The organism is Dorea sp. MB18-49 (assembly GCF_023669465.1).
Lineage (GTDB): Bacteria > Bacillota > Clostridia > Lachnospirales > Lachnospiraceae > Dorea_A > Dorea_A longicatena.
This window is the reverse complement of record NZ_JAMOYX010000004.1, coordinates 1-18,713: the sequence shown is the minus strand read 5'-3', so window position 1 is coordinate 18,713 and position 18,713 is coordinate 1. Positions and strand designations below refer to the sequence as shown.

The window sequence follows — 18,713 nt, the reverse complement described above, 5'->3', positions numbered from 1 at the left end:
AACATTGATATTTATTTCGCTACTAATTATAATATAAATGAGTAAAATATGAAAGACAAAGGTAGGAACAGGAATATGAAGATTGGAATTGCAAATGATCATTCTGCAGTAGACATGAAAAATGAGATTGTAGAATATCTGGAAAGTCTGGGACATGAAGTCGTGAACTATGGAACAGATTCTTATGAAAGCTGTAATTATCCGGAATTCGGTGAGAAGATCGGGAATGCAGTGGCAAGCGGCGAAGTAGAGCAGGGGATCGCAATCTGCGGAACCGGTGCCGGAATCTCACTGGCAGCGAATAAAGTAAATGGAATCCGTGCAGTAGTGTGCAGCGATCCATATACAGCAAGAATGGCGAAAGAGCACAACGATGCGAACGTGATCGCATTCGGGGCACGTGTGATCGGTATCGAGACTGCGAAATGCATCGTGGATGAGTGGCTGAATGCTAAGTTTGAAGGCGGAAGACATGCCACAAGAGTGGACATGATCATGGACGTGGAAAAGAGAAATCATAATTTATAGAATACATTTTTGAGATATAGATATATTATGGATATGGAGGAAGAGACTGCTGACGGTGGTCTCTTTTTTTAGGACAAAAAACGACACGCAGAGGTTGTGTGATCTGCATGCCGCCTTTTATATCATATTATATTGGAGAAATGAAAAAAATGATAATATCTGTTTTAAAATTACCTTTTATAACTTATTTCTGGTGAGCTGCTTCGTACTCTCTGAAAGCATCTACCTTTGGCTGAGAAGAGCATCCCGGAACGAATTCGTTTGTCAGGAAAGCGTCTGTTAATTCTTCTCTTAATTTGTTACCGATTGTGAAAGCTCCCATACATGCGATGTTGAACTCAGCTATGACACCTGCTTCTAAAAAAGAGATAAATAAAAATCAACAGGAGGTAATGTTAAATGAGCATGGTAGAAAAAGAGACAAAAGTAGTGAATGAGAATAAGATGACGGTGAATATGACAAAAGAAGCATTGTATGACTTCCTTTTATTCCACGCATATTCCAAATTCAGCGGATTTCTGGTAAATATACTGGGACTTGCAGTTGCATTTATGGGAATCTTCTCGTATACAACCGGAAGAGTGAGTGGCATAGGAGCGGTGCTTTATCTGGTGGCAGCGGCAATATTCCTTGGCGGCACACCGTTCCAGCTTAAGATGAGAGCAAAAAAACAGGTTGTTGTAAACAGAGAATATAACGCGCCGGTAGAATATACATTTTCCGAAAAAGGAATCACACTCGAGCAGAATGGAGAAAGTAAGACATACGAGTGGGAACAGATCGAACGTGCGGTAGTTACACCAAAGACAATTGGAATCTATTATGCACCGGAATGTGCGATGATACTTCCAAAAGAAGATTTCGGAGATCAGTTTGTACCGATTTTTACAACAATTGCAACACAGTTAGGACAGAGTAAGGTAAGAATGAGATAACAAATGTTCTCAAAAAGGAGCTGTCTGTATGCTTGACAATTGATATAAAAAGTGTAAACTGATTTATTAAGAGGATAGTTGCGGGGAGGCTGCCATGGAAGAACGTAGAAATGAGATATTAAAAGAACTTGACAGAAAAGGAAGAGTAAAAGTTACAGATCTGAGCAAAGAATTCGGCTGCTCAGAGGTAACGATAAGAAATGACATCAAAGCGATGGATATAGAAGGGTTGTTGAAACGTACCCATGGCGGAGCAGTAAAGGTCGAGACAGAGACGGAACGGAAGTATTCGGCAGAGACGATCTACCGGAATGTTACACAGAAGAAGCGGATCGCAGTTGTAACCAATTCTCTGATTGCGGGAAATGAACTTGCGGGAGTCGGACATGTGGAATTATCGATTGCCACACCACAGATGGAAGTGAAAAAGGCGATCATGAAGGCGGCAGAGAAAGTATATGTACTGGCAGACAGCAGTAAGTTTGGCGGAGGCTATTTGTCTGTAATCTGTCCAACGAATGAAGTGGATAAGATTATTACAGATGATGGAGTATCAAAAGAGGATATCCAGAAGGCAAAAGAACTGGATGTACCGTTGGTTATCGCGTAACAGGAGAGGTACGGATGGAAAGACAGCAGAAAGCCTATAAAGGTGTCATAGATTATTTTAAAAAGAAGATCATGGACGGAGAATTGCGTCCGGGAGAAAAATTGCCGCCGGAGAGAGACATTGCAGAACGACTGAATGTGAGTCGTAATTCGGTGCGGGAAGCAATTCGTATCATGGATATGACAGGAGTGATCTCTTCACAGCAGGGATCAGGAAATTACATTACATGTGAGTTCCAGAAGAGCCTTGCGGAGACCATGACAATGATGTTCGCTATGGATCAGATCGATTATAAGCAGATCAGCCAGATTCGTCAGGCACTGGAATGCCTGGCATTTTCGCTTGCCATAGAACATGCATCGGACGAACAGATAAAAGAAATGGAATCATTGGTAAAAGAGCTGGATAAAAGTACCGATGATGTAAAGAATGCGGCTCTGGATAAGAAGCTTCATTTTATGCTTGCACAAAGTTCGGGGAATATTCTGGTACTGGATTTTCTGGAAGCGTGTTCCGGCGTTATAGATTCGTTTATTCATGATATGCGTGCAGCGATTCTGCGCACGGAAGAACGGAAAAAATTGTTAAATGAATGTCATAAAAAATTGATAGAAGCACTGAAAGAGAAAGATGAAAAGAAAGGTCAGGAAGCATTAAAACGCCACTTTATGCTGATCAATGAGATTCTGGAAGAGCGGGAAAATAGAAAAATATAGGGAGCATAAAAGGAAAGAGGCTTTGCCAAGAAGCCATATCTCAGAGAATCCCTTCCGACAGAAAACCTGGAATTGATGAACGGAATTAAGAGGGTGTTTGATCCGAAGAATATTTTGAATCCACACAAAGTTGCACAGTTATAAATTACTGTCAGATAGAAGAACTTTTGACATATAATTTCATATTTTATAGCAGATGGGAGTATATCCTGTCTGCTATTATTTTGCATATCTATAATAGGAAAGGAATGGAACTATGGCGTATTCGATCATGTTGGATGCCGGACACGGCGGTGCAAAAGATCCTGGAGCAGTCTATGAAGGACGTCAGGAAAAAGATGACAACCTGAAACTTGTGCTGGCAATTGGAGAGATACTGTCGGACAGAGGACTGGATGTAGAATATACGCGGACAACAGATGTCTATGAAACACCTTATGAGAAGGCGATGAAAGCAAATAATGCGGGAGTTGATCTTTTTGTTTCTATTCACAGGAATTCGTTTCCTGTAGATAATGAAGTGGAAGGTGTGGAAAGCCTGGTCTATGATCTGTCCGGGTTAAAATATGAAATGGCACAGAATATCAATGAGCAGCTGGAAGGTGTAGGGTTTGTGAATCTGGGGGTGAAAGCAAGACCGAATCTTGTAGTCTTGAAACGTACAAAGATGCCGGCGGTGCTGGTAGAAGTCGGATTCATCAATTCGGATACAGACAATCAGCTGTTTGATGATAATTTCCAGGATATTGCACAGGCAATCGCGGATGGAATTCTGGATACACTGGAAAGTAACGGCCTGATCCAGGAAGAAAAAGTTCCGGTGTACCGGGTGCAGGTGGGACTGTTTCGCAATCAGCGGTATGCGAACCGGCTGCTGAATGAGCTGCTGGAACAGGAATATCCAGCGTACATTGACCGGTCCGGTCCGTATCACAGAGTCTATGTGGGTGAATTTGACAACCTGAATGATGCGGTACAGATGGAACGGCGCCTGAAACGGGCAGGATATCAGACATTGATCGTACAATGAAAAAATTAACATAGATTTTTCATTACTGAGATATTCTATTTAACATAGCCTTCTTATACTTGAATCAGCAAATGAGATAGAGAGAAGATTCAAGGAAAACGGGAGGCGTTTTGAGATGAAAAGTTTATGGAATATGTTGAATAAAGAATTTACAATAGAAGGAGCGGTCAGTGCATTTCTGGTGATTAATATCATTGCCTGGACGCTGATCACAATGGGAGCAGGGATGCTGGTTTGTAAGTTCCTTGGATTCTCGATTGGCGGTAACATGACGAATCTTATGTGTGCGGGAATCTATGGCGGTCTGATCGTTGGATTAATCGGAGGAATCCTGTATCTGTATGAGTTATACAGACATCATTCTATGGAATAATAAGAATAAATATATAATTATAATGTAATAAAAAGATCTGCTTTACAGAAAAAATGTAGGGTAGATCTTTTTGTGTACAGAGGTTTTCTGTATGATGAGGAATGGAAAGCAGATTGACATGGCAGTATTTTCATAATATGATGGAATTACTTTGAGAAAAGATGAAGAAATAAGAGTATCAGGAGAGACGGAGGATTATCAATATGGCGGATAGATTGGAATTTAAAGAAAAACTGGCGGGAATTCTGGCGCTGGCAGAAGGACAGAATGGAAAGATCACAGTAGAGGAAGTGGAAAAATACTTTGAAGAAGACGGACTTTCGCAGGAACAGATGAATCTGGTCTGTGATTATCTGTTATCGATGAAGATGGCGGTAGTCGGATACAAACAGACCGGAGGGACGGTAAAAGAGGCTGAGAAAGAAGAAAAACAGCCATTAAGTGCAGAAGAACAGAAATACGTGGAAGAATATCTGCGCGGACTCGGGGATATGAAAGAAGAGACACAGGAAGAAGTACGTATGGCTTATTATCTGCCGAAAGTAGTGGAAGAAGCGGTCAGATTGCATCATCCGGAAGTGTTTATCGGTGACATGATCCAGGAGGGAAATATAGCATTGATGGTCGCATTGAAAGAGATTCCGAAGGAAAAAGACGAAGAAGAGATTCTGGAGCAGGTGCGTGCCGGAATGATGGCTTCCCTGGAGTCGCAGACAGAGGTGAAAAGAAGAGATCACAAGATGGTTGAAAAAGTGACAGAACTTGATGAAGCAATTAAGAGTATGAAAGAAGAGTACGGACGGAAAGTCAGTGTAGACGAAGTGGCAGAACGTCTCGGAATCAGTGAGGATGAGATCGAAGATATTCTGAAACTTGCCGGAGAAGAGGTAAAAGACGAAGAATAATGAGATATGAAAAAGGAGACGGGGTTAATCCTCGTCTCCTTCTTCATCTTCCGGTTTCGGTTCCGGCAGATATAAATGTACGCTTTCGATTCTGTTTTTATCTAATTTTTCTACAACCAGATGGATGCCGTCTTCGGTGGTGACGCCGTCGCCGATCTCAGGAAGACGGTCCAGATGCTCGATAATGAATCCACCGACGGAATCATACTCTTCTGAGGTCAGGTCAAGATCGAGCCTGTCGTTTAAGTCATCCAGATTCGTGGAGCCTTCTACGATGTATTCCCGCTCTCCGATCTGCTTTATGAAGTCTTCTTCATTCTCATCATATTCATCATGAATTTCTCCGACAATCTCTTCCAGAATATCCTCCAGTGTGATCAGACCGGAAGTCTCACCGTATTCATCCAGAACGATGGCAATGTTAAAAGAAGCCTGACGCATCTCCACAAGTAATTCGGAAATGTTCTTGTATTCGTAAGTGAAATAGGCCTCACGCATAAAGTCGCGGATATGAAACTCTTTTTCCTTATCATATAAGAGAAGGTCTTTCATATTGATCGTACCGACAACGTTGTCTGTTGTATCTTCAAAAATCGGAAGACGTGTGAATTTGTCCTCGCGGAAAATGTCGATCAATTCTTCGTAAGTAGCATTTACATCGGCGAATGTAACATGGACTCTCGGTACCATGACATCTTTCGCTTTTGCGTCGCCGAGATCGAACACGTTATAGATCATCTCTTTTTCATCGGATTCGATGACACCGCTTTCATGGCTGACGTCTACGATCGTACGAAGCTCAGATTCTGTCATCTGGTTATTCTTCGCATTTGGATCAATGTGGAGGACACGCAGAATGATATCAGAAAGCTTGTTGATAATAAATACAAATGGTGTCATGACCTTGATGTACAGATTGATGACCGGAGCATAACGAAGAGACATCTTCTCTGCATGCAGTGTAGCCATCGTCTTTGGTGTGATCTCCCCAAAGATAATAATAAGTACAGATAAAACAGCACTTGCCACTGCTACCATAGAACCGCCAAGGTTGTAAGCAAGGGTTGTGGTAAGGGAAGCGGCGGAAAGATTCACCACATTATTACCGATCAGGATCGCACTTAACATTTTACTGGTGTCATCTGTGATGTGCATGACAGTCTTCGCTTTTTTATTTCCCTCGTCGGCAAGACCACGGATACGCATCCGGTTGACCGTCGTAAGAGCTGTCTCCGCAGATGAAAAAAATCCTGAAAGTATCAGTAAAATCAATAGAATAATGAGCTGTATCGCGACACTCGTGTCCAATTGTAAAATCCACTCCTTTAAAAAATAAATACTTGGCATTAATATACAGCATTTACGCCAAATTTGCAAGTGTACGTTGAATTTGCGATACGTTTAGTGTAAGATGTAGTTATTGTTTGAGGGTGGGAATTTTTTGGACTGAAAATTCTGTATGATATAATAATGGTTGGAAAAAAGCAACCTGCTGATGAAAAGGGTGGAGATGAGAATGAATCAGGAATTAGGAAAGAAATTATTAAGTATTTTAAAAGAGGAACAGGTAAAAAAAGACGAACCGATGAAAAGTCACACGACATTTCGTGTGGGAGGTCCGGCAGATTATTTTGTGACACCGCAGACAGCAGAAGAAGTTGCGAAGGTGATAGAAGCATGTACACAGGAAAAAGTTCCTTATTATATAGTGGGAAATGGAAGCAATCTTCTGGTATCGGATAAAGGATATGAGGGCGTGATTATCCAGATCTATAAGCAGATGAATCAGGTAAAAGTGGAAGGTGCACAGATCCATGCACAGGCTGGTGCGCTGCTTTCGATGATCGCAAAGAGAGCGTTGGATGCAGAACTTACCGGATTTGAATTCGCGGCAGGAATTCCAGGAACGCTCGGCGGAGCCTGTGTAATGAATGCAGGAGCATACGGTGGAGAGATGAAAGACGTCCTTAAGTCTGTAACAGTACTGACAGGTAAAGGAGAAGTGAAGACGCTTGCCAAAGAAGAACTGGAACTGGGATACCGTACCAGTGTGATCGCGAAAAAAGGATATATCGTATTAGAGGCAGTGCTCGAACTTCAAAAAGGCGAGAAAGAAAAGATCCAGGCAGTGATGGATGATCTGAAGGAAAGACGTGTGACAAAGCAGCCACTGGAGTATCCAAGTGCAGGAAGTACATTCAAGCGTCCGGAAGGGTATTTTGCAGGAAAACTGATCCAGGATGCAGGGCTTCGTGGTTTCCAGGTAGGAGGAGCACAGGTGTCTGAAAAGCATTGTGGATTTGTGATCAATAAAGATCAGGCTACAGCATCAGATGTGATGAATCTGATGAACCAGGTGTCTGATAAGGTATATGAAGAGTTTGGAGTACGGCTTCAGCCGGAAGTAAAGAGACTGGGAGAATTCTAAGATGAGATGTGTGATTGTTACCGGAATGTCCGGAGCTGGAAAAAGTACAGCACTTAAGATGCTGGAAGATATGGGATATTTCTGTGTAGATAATCTGCCGGTGCCGTTGATACCGAAGATGGCGGAGCTGTTAAGTGTTCCGGGCACAGAGATTAATAAAGCGGCACTTGGAGTTGACATTCGAAGCGGACAGAATTTTTCTGAACTTGAAAAGATTTTAAAAGATCTGGACCAGTCAGGAACCAGATTTGAGATCCTTTATCTGGAATCCCGTGATGATGTTCTGATCAAAAGATATAAAGAAACGAGACGTTTTCATCCGTTGTCCGGAAAAGGCGGCAGGGTGGAAGAAGGAATCAGGGAAGAGAGAAAACGCCTGAAGTTCTTAAGAGAACGGGCAGATTATCTGATTGACAGCAGTCATATGCTGACCAGAGAACTGCGTGCAGAGCTGTCGAAGATTTTTGTGGAAAATAAGGAATATAAGAATCTGTATATATCTGTGCTGTCGTTTGGGTTCAAATATGGAATCCCGGCAGATGCAGATCTGGTATTTGATGTAAGATTTCTTCCTAATCCTTATTACATAGATGAACTTCGTCCAAAGAGTGGTAATGACAGAGAAGTCAGAGAATATGTTATGAATAATGACAAAGCAAGGGAGTTCCTTGCAAAATTGACGGATATGATAGAATTTCTGATTCCTAATTATGTACAGGAAGGAAAGACACAGCTTGTGATCGGCATCGGATGTACGGGAGGAAAACACCGCTCGGTTACGCTCGCGAATGAGCTGTACGAGGCGCTTCAGAAGAATGATAATTATGGTATCCGGATAGAACACCGAGATATAGGAAAGGATGCTATTACCAAAGCGAGGTAGAAGATCAGATGTCATTTTCTGGAAAAGTTAAAGAAGAATTGTTAGAGCATTATGCCCGTGCGAGACATTGTGATATTGCGGAATTATCGGCAATTGTTCACATGGCGGGAGAATTTAAGGTGGGACACGGAGGTGTATGCTGCCTTAAGGTGCATACGGAAAATCTTGGAGTTGCGAGAAAATGCTTTACATTATTGGTAAAAACGTTTAATATAAAAACTGATGTCGTAGTCCGCAGAAATACGGGAAAGGATAACTACAGCTATTATATTTACGCAAAAGGTGAAGAATTGCTGGCGATACGTGACACGATCGTGCAGGCAGTCTGCTGTAAAAGGGCATATATAAGAGGGGCATTTATTGCATCGGGGTCTATGAGTGATCCAAGTAAGTCCTATCATTTTGAAATTGTCTGCAATGATGAGAATCAGGCAGAACATCTGAAAGAGATGATGAACAGTTTTGGCGTGGATGCCAAGATCGTTCAGCGTAAAAGAACATATGTGGTATATCTGAAAGAAGGGTCACAGATTGTAGATATGCTGAATGTGATGGAAGCACATGTGGCTCTGATGGAACTGGAGAATGTACGTATTGTGAAAGAGATGCGCAATTCAGTGAACCGTAAAGTAAATTGTGAGACGGCTAATATTAATAAAACCGTATCTGCTGCAGTAAGGCAGATGGAGGATATTACATATATCAGAGATCAGATCGGTTTTGATAAGCTGCCGGAGGGATTAAGAGACGTTGCCCTTACGCGTCTGGCGTATCCGGAAGCAGCTTTGAAAGAACTGGGTCAACTGATGGCAAGCCCGCTTGGTAAATCAGGGGTTAATCATCGACTCAGGAAGTTAAGTGAAATAGCACAAGGGTTAAGGGAACAGCAAGGAGGAGCAAGTCGTTATGATTAGAAAGCCTGTTACCATTCAAAACAATATGGACATGGAAGACCGTCCGGTGGCTCATCTTGTACAGGAAGCAAGCCAGTACGCGAGCCAGGTATACATTCTGATGGGAAGCAAAAAGATTAACGCAAAAAGTATTATGGGGATGATGAGCCTGAAACTTCAGAAAGGTGAGGATGTTACGATCGTAGCAGATGGCCAGGATGAAGATGCAGCCGTAAGTGGTGTGGCAACATTTCTTGGAGCACAGAAGTAATACGGGAGAATAATATAGAAACGATATGTAAAATAAAGGGGCCGTTGTGATGGAAGTTGCAATAGCCTCTTCGTTATTAAGAAAGATAAGGAGGAGGCATGTTTATGAAGCGTTTGCTTTTTATCTATAATCCACATGCAGGAAAAGAACTTTTAAAACCGAAACTTGCAGATGTTATTGATATCTTTGTGAAAGCGGGATATGAGGTTGTAGCATATCCGACGCAGGCATACCGTGATGCCTATAAAAAGATTAAAAAATATGACTCAAACGAATATGATCTGGTCGTGTGCAGCGGAGGAGACGGAACGCTTGATGAAGTTGTGACCGGTATGATGAAGCGAGACAGGGATAAGAGGGATCCGATCGGCTATATCCCGACCGGAACAACGAATGACTTCGCAAGCAGTCTTCACATCCCGAGAGGTTTGCTGGAAGCGGCAGATAATGCTGTGAATGGAGAGGTATTTTCCTGCGACGCAGGAAGATTTAATGATGATATTTTTGTGTATATTGCGGCATTTGGACTTTTTACGGATGTATCGTACCAGACCAAACAGTCAATGAAAAATGTATTGGGACATTTGGCGTATGTTCTGGAAGGGGCGAAGCGTCTGTTCAACATTCCTTCTTACAAAGTGAAAGTAACACATGATGATGAAGTGATCGAAGATGAATTCGTATATGGTATGGTTACGAATTCCAGATCAGTCGGCGGATTCCGTAATCTGATCGGAAAACAGGTGGGGTTTGATGATGGCGTGTTTGAAGTAACATTGATCAAGACACCAAAGAATCCGATCGAATTACAGGAGATCATTGCTGCACTGATGATTCAGCAGATGGATTCCAAATATATGTATACGTTCAAGAGCGGACGGATCATGTTTGAATCGATTGAGGAGATTCCGTGGACACTGGATGGGGAATTCGGCGGTGAACATGATGAGGTTGTGATTGAGAACTTGAATAAAGAGCTTCAGATCATGGTTCCGGGAACGCATGAAGAAGACTAAAAATCCATGAATTGTAGAAAAATCCAAAAAATTTAAAAAAATTAAAAAAAGTACTTGCCTTTTTGCAAAATCCTTGCTATACTAGGTAAGTACCAAACAAATGGCTCCGTGGTCAAGCGGTCAAGACGCTAGCCTCTCACGCTGGAATCAGGGGTTCGATTCCCCTCGGAGTCACTGATGAAGATCTGCAGAATGTTCTGTAGATCTTTTTTTCTTTTTAATCTAAGTATGTAAGAGAAAAGGCTGAGGATAAGTTCTCGGTATATCACTAAAATACTCGAAGCAAAATCTAATAAAATTTATTTGTTAATATTATAGATGAAATCTATAATATACCCTTTATATAAAGAAAAACAATTTCAACAAGCAGACAATAAATGCTACTATTGAAGCAGTCAGAAAGGAATAGGAATTATGAAAAATCTTTTGGTAGTATCTCATTGTATTTTGAATAATGCGGCAAAAGTAGAACAGGATGAAGCTGAGCTGGCTGAAGAATATAAAATCCGTGAAGAACTGATGCAGCTTATTTTGAAAAAAGATGTACAGCTGCTTCAACTGCCTTGTCCGGAATTTATTATGTATGGATCTCAGAGATGGGGACATGTGAAGAACCAGTTTCAACATCCATTTTACATGGAACAATGCCGTAAAATTCTTGAACCGGTTCTGCTTCAGTTGCAGGAATACGCACAACATGTGGAAAAATTCCATGTTCTGGGGATTGTTTCTGTAGAGGGCAGTCCGAACTGTGGATATCATCTAACCTGTGAAGGAGAATGGAAAGGTGAGATTGGTACGGATGAAAAAAGAATACAGGACATTCAGAAATCTCTGAAAATGACAGAAAATCCGGGTGTGTATATGGAAGTACTGGAAAAAGAACTTCAAAAAAGAAATATGGAAATTCCTATTGTGACGATGAAAGAAGCAGTGCAACTGCTGAACAACTAAAGGTTAGAGAGAAAAGAGGAGAACAAAATGAAAAACAGAAAAGTCTATGTAACAACTTTTTGCGGTGTTGCAGTAGCAATGAACATCGTGCTTGGAATTATCACATCGGCACTTGGAATCCCGTTATATCTGGATACACTGGGAACTGTGCTTTCCGCAGCAATTCTTGGTCCGGTACCGGGAATCATTGTAGGAGCATTGAGTAATATTATTACGGGGCTGATCTACAGTGTGTCAGATATCCCATTCTGTCTGGTAAATATGGCAGTCGGTCTGATCGTAGGTCTTGTGGCAAAAAAATGGAAATTTGGAATCGTACCTGCAGTGATTACAGGTATTGCGCTTAGCTTTATCTGCCCGGCAATTGGAACACCAATCGGAATCTATGTATATGGTGGTCTGAATGGATCTGTATCTGATATGCTGGTAATGTCACTGGTACAGGGCGGAAAAACAATTTTCCAGGCTTCATTCCTTAGAAATGTTGCATCAAACTTAATCGATAAGATCGGAACATGTATTATTGGATGCCTGCTCATTAAGGCGATGCCGATGAGATTCATGGATAATTTTAAGAAAGAGGCATAAATCTCATATGATAAAGATTGAAAATCTGGTACATAAGTATACGATATGGAAAGATGAAAATACAAAAAGTGAGAAGACAGTATTGGACGGAATATCATTAGATATTCCGTCTGGTCAGTTTGTGGCAATTTTAGGACCGAATGGTTCCGGAAAGTCTACATTGGCAAAGCATTTAAATGTACTGCTGCTTCCGAATGAAGGAACGGTATGGATTGACGGGAAAGATACACATGCAAAAGAAAGGCTCTGGGAAATCAGAAGTCAGGTTGGCATGGTATTTCAGAATCCGGATAACCAGATCATTGGGACGAGTGTAGAAGAAGATGTTGCATTTGGTCCGGAAAACAAAAATATAGAACCGGAAAAAATAAGAAAAATTGTAGAAACTGTTTTGCGAAAAGTGAAGCTGTGGGATCGGAGAAAGGCGTCACCTTCCATATTATCCGGCGGACAAAAACAGAGACTGGCAACGGCCGATGCGCTGGCAGGACTTCCGGCATGTCTGGTGTTAGATGAACCGACAGCTATGCTTGATCCGGATTCAAGAAAAGAAGTAATAAATATCGTAAAAGAATTGAATCGAAAAGAAGGAATGACGATTATTCTGATTACGCATCACACGGATGAAGTAGTAGATGCAGACCGTATTGTATTGATGAAGGATGGGAAAATCATCGGGGATGACATTCCGAAGAAAATATTTGCGGATTACGAATTGTTAAAAAAGGCAAAAATGGATATTCCGCCGGTTGTAGAGTTGGGAATGAGATTAGAAAAACAGCAAATTGGATTAGAGGGTCCGGTTTTACAGGAACAGGAAATGATCGAAAAAATCGTGAAATTATACAGAAGTAAATGTGGAGGCAAAAAGGATGCTGCAAGGTAAACATATCACATTTTCTTATTCAGATTCGGCAAAAGGGAAGATAGATGTTTTGAAAGATGTCTCATTTGAGATTAGAGAACATGATTTTATAGGACTGATTGGTACATCCGGGTCGGGAAAGACAACATTGATCAAGCATCTGAATGGTCTGCTGAAGGCGGAATCGGGAGAGATCTTTTTCAATGGGGAAAATATATATAGTAAAAAATATCCGATTTCAAAATTAAGAAAAGAAGTTGGTCTTGTATTTCAGTATCCGGAGCAGCAATTATTTGGCAGGACGATTCTGAAAGATGTTATGTATGGGCCGCTGAATCTTGGAATGAGTGAAGAAGAGGCTGAAAAGTCTGCAGTAGAAAGTCTGGAGCTTGTCGGAATCTCAAAAGAGTATTATCATTTGAGTCCGATGGAACTTTCGGGAGGTCAGAAACGATGCGTTGCGATTGCGGGAGTACTGGCGATGCAGCCGGAGATATTGGTGTTAGATGAACCGGCAGCAGGACTTGATCCTGAAACAAAAAATGAAATATTCGAGTTGTTGTGCAGGATAAGGAAAGAACGAAATAATGCAATTGTATTGGTTTCGCACCATATGGAAGATGTAGCTCAATTTGCTAATCGGGTATGGGTGATGCATGAAGGAAAGATCGCAATGGATGGCACTCCGGAAGAAGTATATGGAAGAGTGGAAGAGTTAGAAGAAATGCATATAGGAATCCCGCAGATTACGCATTTGACATATTCGCTGATACAGGAAGGTCTGCCTTTGCCGAGGCCGGCAATCAATGTAGCGGATGCTGAAGAGATGCTGGTGAGAATATTTAAAGGAGAGAAGGAAAGATGATTCGGGATATTACGATTGGAAGATATTATGATTCGGAATCTGTGATTCACCGGATGGATCCGAGAACAAAACTGATGGGAGTTCTGGTTTATATTATTTCTTTATTTCTTGTAAAAAATGTCTGGTGGTATCTCGGATGTCTGATTGTAATGCTGGTTCTTTATAGGCTTGCAAGAGTTCCAGTGGGATATTTGTTAAAAGGATTAAGAGGAATTCTTGTTCTGCTTTGCTTTACTTTTCTGTTCCGTATGCTGTATACACCGGGAGATGCGGTCGCATCTGTTTGGATATTTACCATAACAAAACAGGGAATATGGAAAGCAGTGCAGATGACAGCAAGGATAGCTTTGATGATCACAGGTGCGTCTCTGCTTTCTTACACTTCAACGCCGAAAGAACTGGCAGATGGTCTGGAGAAGGCTTTTTCGGGATTGGGGAAGATTGGAGTCCCGGTACATGAGATGGCAGTGATCGTGATGATAGCATTTCGTTTTATCCCGATTATGCTGGAAGAGTTAAATGTGTTGATGGATGCACAGGCGGCAAGAGGTGCAAGGTTTGAAGAGGGAAATGTTGTCGAAAAATGTAAAGGGGTTATGACGTTATTGTTTCCGCTGTTTCTGATGACGGTCAGGAGATCATCGGATCTGGCTATGGCGATGGAAGCGCGGGGATATACCGGAAGCACAGAAACTTCAAGAATGTATCCGTTGACATATAAAAAAGAAGACAGGGCAGGATACATTGTTATCTTGATATATCTTGCCGTTTTCATAATTGGCCGGATAAGTTTCTTGTTTTTTTAGAAGTTATGATATATAATGCAAGTGAAACAAATTTGTCATAGTGAAAGTAGTAATACTTATGGCATCAAGAATTGGAGGAATAACATATGTTAGTATCAGCAAAAGAAATGCTCGATAAGGCAGTAGAAGGTCATTACGCAGTAGGACAGTTTAACATCAACAACTTAGAGTGGACAAAATCTATTCTCCTTACAGCAGAAGAGTTAAAGTCACCAGTTATCTTAGGTGTATCTGAGGGGGCTGGAAAATACATGACAGGATTCAAGACTGTAGCAGCTATGGTTAAAGCTATGATGGAAGAACTTAACATCACAGTTCCTGTAGCATTACACCTTGACCACGGAACATACGAAGGATGTAAAAAATGTATTGATGCAGGATTTTCTTCAATCATGTTCGACGGATCTAAATATCCAATTGAAGAGAACGTAGAGAAGACAAGAGAACTTATCGCTATCTGCAGAGAAAAAGGAATGTCTATCGAAGCCGAAGTAGGATCTATTGGTGGAGAAGAAGACGGAGTTATCGGTAAAGGTGAATGTGCTGATCCTAACGAGTGTAAGATGATTGCTGATCTCGGTGTTGACATGCTTGCAGCTGGTATCGGTAATATTCATGGAAAATACCCGGCTAACTGGGAAGGATTAAGCTTTGAGACTCTGGATGCTGTTCAGCAGCTGACAGGAAAAATGCCATTAGTTCTTCACGGTGGTACAGGAATTCCGGACGATATGATTAAGAAAGCAATCAGTCTCGGAGTTGCTAAGATTAATGTTAATACAGAGTGCCAGCTGTCATTCGCTGATGCTACACGTAAATATATTGAAGCAGGAAAAGATCTGGAAGGAAAAGGATACGATCCTCGTAAACTCCTGAAACCAGGTGCTGAAGCTATCCAGGCAACAGTTAAAGAGAAGATGGAATTATTTGGTTCAGTAGGAAAAGCTGAATAATTAAAAATTTTCACTTGCCTTTTTTGACTGGTTGAGTTATACTAACTGGCATAGGAAGAACAAAGGCGTTCCAACGGAAGTTGGAGTGCCTTTTTTCATATCATGGTATGCACAGAAAGTACATACAACAGATTTTATGTATACCATAGTGTGAAACTTATACTATAAATAACAATGAGAAAGGAAACGAGGAGACATGAGTGAAGCAATTAACGTAGCCAAGATATTTGGCGAAGACGTATTCAATGATACTGTAATGCAGGAACGTCTTCCAAAGAAAGTCTATAAGGATCTGAAGAAAACAATTGAAGAAGGTAAGGAATTAGACCTTGCTACAGCAGATGTAATTGCACATGAGATGAAAGAATGGGCAATTGAGAAAGGGGCTACACATTATACTCACTGGTTTCAGCCTCTGACAGGTGTAACTGCTGAAAAACATGATTCATTTATTTCAGCACCACTTCCAAATGGAAAAGTACTGATGAGCTTTTCAGGAAAAGAACTGATCAAAGGTGAGCCGGATGCATCTTCATTCCCATCAGGCGGACTTCGTGCAACATTCGAAGCAAGAGGATATACAGCATGGGATTGTACATCACCAGCATTCGTAAGACATGATGCAGCAGGCGCAACACTTTGTATCCCGACAGCATTCTGTTCATACAAAGGAGAGGCACTTGATCAGAAAACTCCACTTCTTCGTTCTATGCAGGCAATCAATGAGCAGTCGCTGAGACTGTTAAGATTGTTTGGAAATACAACATCTAAGAAAGTAACTCCTTCTGTAGGACCAGAGCAGGAATATTTCCTTGTAGATGCAGATAAATTCTTACAGAGAAAAGACTTGATCTATACAGGACGTACACTGTTCGGAGCAATGCCTCCAAAAGGACAGGAATTAGATGACCACTACTTCGGAACCATCCGCCAGAGAATCGCAGGATTCATGAAAGATGTTAACGAAGAACTCTGGAAAGTTGGTGTAACATCTAAGACACAGCACAACGAAGTTGCACCTGCTCAGCATGAACTTGCACCAATCTATGCAGAGTGTAACGTAGCACTGGATCATAACCATATCGTAATGCAGACTCTGAAGAGAGTTGCATGCCAGCATGGTATGAAGTGCTTACTTCATGAGAAACCATTTGCAGGAGTCAATGGTTCTGGTAAACATGATAACTGGTCTCTTACAACAGACGACGGAAAGAATCTGTTAGAGCCAGGAAAAACTCCTCATGAAAATATTCAGTTCTTACTGGTACTTACATGTATCCTGAAAGCTGTAGATACACATGCAGATCTTCTTCGTGAATCTGCTGCAGACCCGGGAAATGATCATAGACTTGGAGCCAATGAGGCACCACCGGCAATCATTTCTGTATTCCTTGGAGAACAGTTAGGGGATGTGCTGGAACAGCTGATCAGTACAGGAGAAGCTACACACAGTCTGAAAGGTGGAAAACTTCAGACAGGAGTTGACACACTTCCGGATCTTGCAAAAGATGCAACAGACCGTAACAGAACATCACCATTTGCATTCACAGGTAACAAATTCGAATTCCGTATGGTAGGTTCCCGTGATTCAATCGCAGGACCAAACGTAGTACTGAATACAATCGTTGCAGAAGCATTCTCAGAGGCTTGTGATGTCCTTGAAAAAGCAGATAACTTTGATGAAGCAGTTCATGACCTGATCAAGAAATATGCGACAGAGCATCAGAGAGTGGTATTCGACGGTAATGGATACTCAGATGCATGGGTAGAGGAAGCTGAAAGACGTGGACTTCCAAATATCAGATCTATGGTAGAAGCAATACCTGCCCTGACTACAGACAAGGCTATCAATATGTTTGAAAAATTCAAAGTATTTACAAAAGCTGAGCTGGAATCCCGTGCAGAGATCAAATTTGAAAGCTATGCAAAGGCAATCAATATTGAAGCACGTACTATGATCGATATGGCAAGCAAACAGATTATTCCTGCAATTATTAAATATACGAAAGAACTTGCAGATACAGTAGTTGCAGTAAAAGAAGCCGGCGCAGATGCATCTGTTCAGGCAGAACTTCTGACAGAAGTATCCGGATTATTAGCAGAGTCTAAGAAAGCGTTGGAAGCACTGAAGGTTGTAACAGATCAGGCAGCAGCTATGGAAGAGGGAGAAGATCAGGCAAGATTCTATCACTTCGATGTAGTACCTGCTATGGAAGCACTCCGTGCACCGGTTGATAAACTGGAAATGATTGTTGATAAAGAAGCATGGCCGATGCCTTCTTACGGAGATCTGATATTTGAAGTATAAACAAAAAAGAGCAGGTCATTCGTTAGACGAAGAAATTATTTTAGAAATACATTAGAAAAATTTAAGAACCCTGGACTTGGAATGGACACATGATTGTGCTATTCTAAGTTCAGGGTTTTTTATACCAAAGTATGTAAAATCCTGTAAGGAGGGCAATCATGACAAAACGGGAATTTTTAGATAAATTAAAAAAAGCGCTTGCGAATGACCTTTCGGGAAATGTAATTCGGGATAATGTGGATTATTATAATGATTATATTACAGAAGAAGTGCGAAAAGGCAGAAAAGAGTCAGAAGTAATAGAAGAGCTTGGCGATCCATGGGCAATTGCGAAGAATATCATTACCTCGGAAGAAATCAAGGGAAATACGGGGGAAACATATGACAGCTATGAGCCGGAAAGACAGAGAAGCCGGACGTATGAACAGGGCTATGACGAGGAATCAGGACACAGAGGAGTGCATGTCTTCGGACTTGATACATGGTGGAAGAAACTGGTGCTTCTTCTTGGAATCATTGGTGTTATCGTATTAGTTGTGGCTGTAATTGGAGGAATCATCAGTATTCTGGCACCGATATTTGTTCCGCTGTTGATCCTGTGTCTGATCTTAAAGCTGGTGAAGGGTTTCAGAAGGTGAGAGGGCGGAAAGACTCGTTGATTTTTTGAAAATTTGATATATGCAAAAATAAAAGACCGATGGGGGAGCCATCGGTCTTTTGAGGGGAGTATAAATAATTAATAAGGGGTTGTAGAAAGTATTCTTTCTACAACAACAGTATAATAT

The 18,713-nt window shown here is 41.3% G+C and carries 21 protein-coding genes, 1 tRNA gene and 2 pseudogenes; 22 read left to right on the top strand and 2 right to left on the bottom strand.

Annotated elements, in window-relative coordinates:
* Nucleotides 1–75: 75 nt before the first annotated feature.
* A complete protein-coding gene (rpiB, locus tag NCY30_RS02825; RefSeq protein WP_022415704.1) occupies nucleotides 76–528 on the top strand; it encodes a ribose 5-phosphate isomerase B in 453 nt (150 codons plus the stop codon).
* 184 nt (nucleotides 529–712) lie between these two features.
* On the opposite strand, the pseudogene NCY30_RS02820 reads toward rpiB, so the two are convergent.
* A pseudogene (locus NCY30_RS02820) lies at nucleotides 713–862 on the bottom strand (RpiB/LacA/LacB family sugar-phosphate isomerase); the annotation flags it as partial.
* A gap of 65 nt (nucleotides 863–927) precedes the next feature.
* Here NCY30_RS02820 and NCY30_RS02815 point away from each other — a divergent pair.
* From NCY30_RS02815 to NCY30_RS02785, 7 genes and pseudogenes are all read left to right on the top strand, one after another.
* On the top strand, nucleotides 928–1,464 hold the full coding sequence (locus NCY30_RS02815) for a YcxB family protein (protein WP_173732838.1): 537 nt from the start codon (nucleotides 928–930) through the stop codon (nucleotides 1,462–1,464).
* A gap of 94 nt (nucleotides 1,465–1,558) precedes the next feature.
* Nucleotides 1,559–2,074 (top strand): DeoR/GlpR family DNA-binding transcription regulator, encoded by a 516-nt coding sequence (locus NCY30_RS02810; RefSeq protein ID WP_161170076.1) that lies wholly within the window; start codon nucleotides 1,559–1,561, stop codon nucleotides 2,072–2,074.
* Nucleotides 2,075–2,088: 14 nt separating this feature from the next.
* Nucleotides 2,089–2,790 carry a FadR/GntR family transcriptional regulator gene (locus NCY30_RS02805; protein WP_161170077.1) on the top strand — a complete coding sequence of 234 codons (702 nt, stop codon included), beginning with the start codon at nucleotides 2,089–2,091 and terminating at the stop codon, nucleotides 2,788–2,790.
* Nucleotides 2,791–2,820: 30 nt separating this feature from the next.
* Nucleotides 2,821–2,934 (top strand): annotated as a pseudogene (locus tag NCY30_RS15300) (FAD-linked oxidase C-terminal domain-containing protein); the annotation flags it as partial.
* Between the two features lie 112 nt (nucleotides 2,935–3,046).
* Nucleotides 3,047–3,820: an N-acetylmuramoyl-L-alanine amidase gene (locus NCY30_RS02795; protein WP_006428173.1), complete on the top strand. Its 774-nt coding sequence runs from the start codon at nucleotides 3,047–3,049 to the stop codon at nucleotides 3,818–3,820.
* Nucleotides 3,821–3,935: 115 nt separating this feature from the next.
* Nucleotides 3,936–4,193, top strand: a complete 258-nt coding sequence (locus NCY30_RS02790) for a hypothetical protein (RefSeq protein ID WP_173732837.1) — start codon at nucleotides 3,936–3,938, stop codon at nucleotides 4,191–4,193.
* A gap of 203 nt (nucleotides 4,194–4,396) precedes the next feature.
* Nucleotides 4,397–5,098, top strand: a complete 702-nt coding sequence (locus NCY30_RS02785) for a sigma-70 domain-containing protein (protein ID WP_055303862.1) — start codon at nucleotides 4,397–4,399, stop codon at nucleotides 5,096–5,098.
* A 24-nt stretch (nucleotides 5,099–5,122) separates the two neighbouring features.
* Here NCY30_RS02785 and NCY30_RS02780 read toward each other — a convergent pair whose 3' ends face one another.
* A complete protein-coding gene (locus tag NCY30_RS02780) occupies nucleotides 5,123–6,406 on the bottom strand; it encodes an HlyC/CorC family transporter (RefSeq protein WP_055303863.1) in 1,284 nt (427 codons plus the stop codon).
* 208 nt (nucleotides 6,407–6,614) lie between these two features.
* On the opposite strand from NCY30_RS02780, the gene murB reads away from it, so the two are divergent.
* The 14 genes from murB to NCY30_RS02710 all read left to right on the top strand — a co-directional run bounded on the left by murB (nucleotide 6,615) and on the right by NCY30_RS02710 (nucleotide 18,566).
* Complete coding sequence (gene murB / locus NCY30_RS02775) at nucleotides 6,615–7,526, top strand: UDP-N-acetylmuramate dehydrogenase (RefSeq protein ID WP_044920325.1); 912 nt, start codon at nucleotides 6,615–6,617, stop codon at nucleotides 7,524–7,526.
* Between the two features lies 1 nt (nucleotide 7,527).
* Complete coding sequence (gene rapZ, locus NCY30_RS02770) at nucleotides 7,528–8,409, top strand: RNase adapter RapZ (RefSeq protein ID WP_006428178.1); 882 nt, start codon at nucleotides 7,528–7,530, stop codon at nucleotides 8,407–8,409.
* Nucleotides 8,410–8,417: 8 nt separating this feature from the next.
* Nucleotides 8,418–9,323 (top strand): DNA-binding protein WhiA, encoded by a 906-nt coding sequence (gene whiA, locus NCY30_RS02765; RefSeq protein WP_006428179.1) that lies wholly within the window; start codon nucleotides 8,418–8,420, stop codon nucleotides 9,321–9,323.
* Nucleotides 9,316–9,573 (top strand): HPr family phosphocarrier protein, encoded by a 258-nt coding sequence (locus tag NCY30_RS02760; protein ID WP_055303864.1) that lies wholly within the window; start codon nucleotides 9,316–9,318, stop codon nucleotides 9,571–9,573. Before whiA ends, NCY30_RS02760 begins: the two co-directional genes overlap by 8 nt.
* A gap of 104 nt (nucleotides 9,574–9,677) precedes the next feature.
* Nucleotides 9,678–10,589: a diacylglycerol/lipid kinase family protein gene (locus NCY30_RS02755; RefSeq protein WP_055193536.1), complete on the top strand. Its 912-nt coding sequence runs from the start codon at nucleotides 9,678–9,680 to the stop codon at nucleotides 10,587–10,589.
* 102 nt (nucleotides 10,590–10,691) lie between these two features.
* Nucleotides 10,692–10,763: transfer RNA gene (locus NCY30_RS02750), tRNA-Glu, on the top strand.
* Between the two features lie 240 nt (nucleotides 10,764–11,003).
* Nucleotides 11,004–11,543, top strand: coding sequence for a CD3072 family TudS-related putative desulfidase (locus NCY30_RS02745; protein ID WP_055193533.1), 540 nt, complete (start codon nucleotides 11,004–11,006; stop codon nucleotides 11,541–11,543).
* Between the two features lie 27 nt (nucleotides 11,544–11,570).
* Nucleotides 11,571–12,131, top strand: coding sequence for a CD3073 family putative ECF transporter S component (locus NCY30_RS02740; RefSeq protein ID WP_006428184.1), 561 nt, complete (start codon nucleotides 11,571–11,573; stop codon nucleotides 12,129–12,131).
* Between the two features lie 7 nt (nucleotides 12,132–12,138).
* Entirely contained in the window at nucleotides 12,139–13,017 is an 879-nt protein-coding gene (locus NCY30_RS02735; protein ID WP_055180690.1) for an energy-coupling factor transporter ATPase, read from the top strand.
* Nucleotides 13,004–13,861, top strand: a complete 858-nt coding sequence (locus NCY30_RS02730; protein WP_055180689.1) for an energy-coupling factor transporter ATPase — start codon at nucleotides 13,004–13,006, stop codon at nucleotides 13,859–13,861. The genes NCY30_RS02735 and NCY30_RS02730 overlap by 14 nt, the downstream gene beginning before the upstream one ends.
* Nucleotides 13,858–14,667 (top strand): energy-coupling factor transporter transmembrane component T family protein, encoded by an 810-nt coding sequence (locus NCY30_RS02725; RefSeq protein ID WP_022415727.1) that lies wholly within the window; start codon nucleotides 13,858–13,860, stop codon nucleotides 14,665–14,667. Before NCY30_RS02730 ends, NCY30_RS02725 begins: the two co-directional genes overlap by 4 nt.
* A gap of 86 nt (nucleotides 14,668–14,753) precedes the next feature.
* Complete coding sequence (fba, locus tag NCY30_RS02720; protein WP_022415728.1) at nucleotides 14,754–15,620, top strand: class II fructose-1,6-bisphosphate aldolase; 867 nt, start codon at nucleotides 14,754–14,756, stop codon at nucleotides 15,618–15,620.
* Nucleotides 15,621–15,816: 196 nt separating this feature from the next.
* Nucleotides 15,817–17,928, top strand: coding sequence for a glutamine synthetase III family protein (locus NCY30_RS02715; RefSeq protein WP_055180687.1), 2,112 nt, complete (start codon nucleotides 15,817–15,819; stop codon nucleotides 17,926–17,928).
* Between the two features lie 158 nt (nucleotides 17,929–18,086).
* Nucleotides 18,087–18,566 carry a DUF1700 domain-containing protein gene (locus NCY30_RS02710; RefSeq protein ID WP_055180685.1) on the top strand — a complete coding sequence of 160 codons (480 nt, stop codon included), beginning with the start codon at nucleotides 18,087–18,089 and terminating at the stop codon, nucleotides 18,564–18,566.
* The last annotated feature ends 147 nt before the right edge of the window (nucleotides 18,567–18,713 follow it).

Excerpts from the sequence above, each read along its gene's own strand:
- rpiB (WP_022415704.1), top strand. The coding sequence starts at position 76 with ATGAAGATTGGAATTGCAAATGATCATTCTGCAGTAGACATGAAAAAT.
- NCY30_RS02815 (WP_173732838.1), top strand. The coding sequence starts at position 928 with ATGAGCATGGTAGAAAAAGAGACAAAAGTAGTGAATGAGAATAAGATG.
- NCY30_RS02810 (WP_161170076.1), top strand. The coding sequence starts at position 1,559 with ATGGAAGAACGTAGAAATGAGATATTAAAAGAACTTGACAGAAAAGGA.
- NCY30_RS02805 (WP_161170077.1), top strand. The coding sequence starts at position 2,089 with ATGGAAAGACAGCAGAAAGCCTATAAAGGTGTCATAGATTATTTTAAA.
- NCY30_RS02795 (WP_006428173.1), top strand. The coding sequence starts at position 3,047 with ATGGCGTATTCGATCATGTTGGATGCCGGACACGGCGGTGCAAAAGAT.
- NCY30_RS02790 (WP_173732837.1), top strand. The coding sequence starts at position 3,936 with ATGAAAAGTTTATGGAATATGTTGAATAAAGAATTTACAATAGAAGGA.
- NCY30_RS02785 (WP_055303862.1), top strand. The coding sequence starts at position 4,397 with ATGGCGGATAGATTGGAATTTAAAGAAAAACTGGCGGGAATTCTGGCG.
- murB (WP_044920325.1), top strand. The coding sequence starts at position 6,615 with ATGAATCAGGAATTAGGAAAGAAATTATTAAGTATTTTAAAAGAGGAA.
- rapZ (WP_006428178.1), top strand. The coding sequence starts at position 7,528 with ATGAGATGTGTGATTGTTACCGGAATGTCCGGAGCTGGAAAAAGTACA.
- whiA (WP_006428179.1), top strand. The coding sequence starts at position 8,418 with ATGTCATTTTCTGGAAAAGTTAAAGAAGAATTGTTAGAGCATTATGCC.
- NCY30_RS02760 (WP_055303864.1), top strand. The coding sequence starts at position 9,316 with ATGATTAGAAAGCCTGTTACCATTCAAAACAATATGGACATGGAAGAC.
- NCY30_RS02755 (WP_055193536.1), top strand. The coding sequence starts at position 9,678 with ATGAAGCGTTTGCTTTTTATCTATAATCCACATGCAGGAAAAGAACTT.
- NCY30_RS02745 (WP_055193533.1), top strand. The coding sequence starts at position 11,004 with ATGAAAAATCTTTTGGTAGTATCTCATTGTATTTTGAATAATGCGGCA.
- NCY30_RS02740 (WP_006428184.1), top strand. The coding sequence starts at position 11,571 with ATGAAAAACAGAAAAGTCTATGTAACAACTTTTTGCGGTGTTGCAGTA.
- NCY30_RS02735 (WP_055180690.1), top strand. The coding sequence starts at position 12,139 with ATGATAAAGATTGAAAATCTGGTACATAAGTATACGATATGGAAAGAT.
- NCY30_RS02730 (WP_055180689.1), top strand. The coding sequence starts at position 13,004 with ATGCTGCAAGGTAAACATATCACATTTTCTTATTCAGATTCGGCAAAA.
- NCY30_RS02725 (WP_022415727.1), top strand. The coding sequence starts at position 13,858 with ATGATTCGGGATATTACGATTGGAAGATATTATGATTCGGAATCTGTG.
- fba (WP_022415728.1), top strand. The coding sequence starts at position 14,754 with ATGTTAGTATCAGCAAAAGAAATGCTCGATAAGGCAGTAGAAGGTCAT.
- NCY30_RS02715 (WP_055180687.1), top strand. The coding sequence starts at position 15,817 with ATGAGTGAAGCAATTAACGTAGCCAAGATATTTGGCGAAGACGTATTC.
- NCY30_RS02710 (WP_055180685.1), top strand. The coding sequence starts at position 18,087 with ATGACAAAACGGGAATTTTTAGATAAATTAAAAAAAGCGCTTGCGAAT.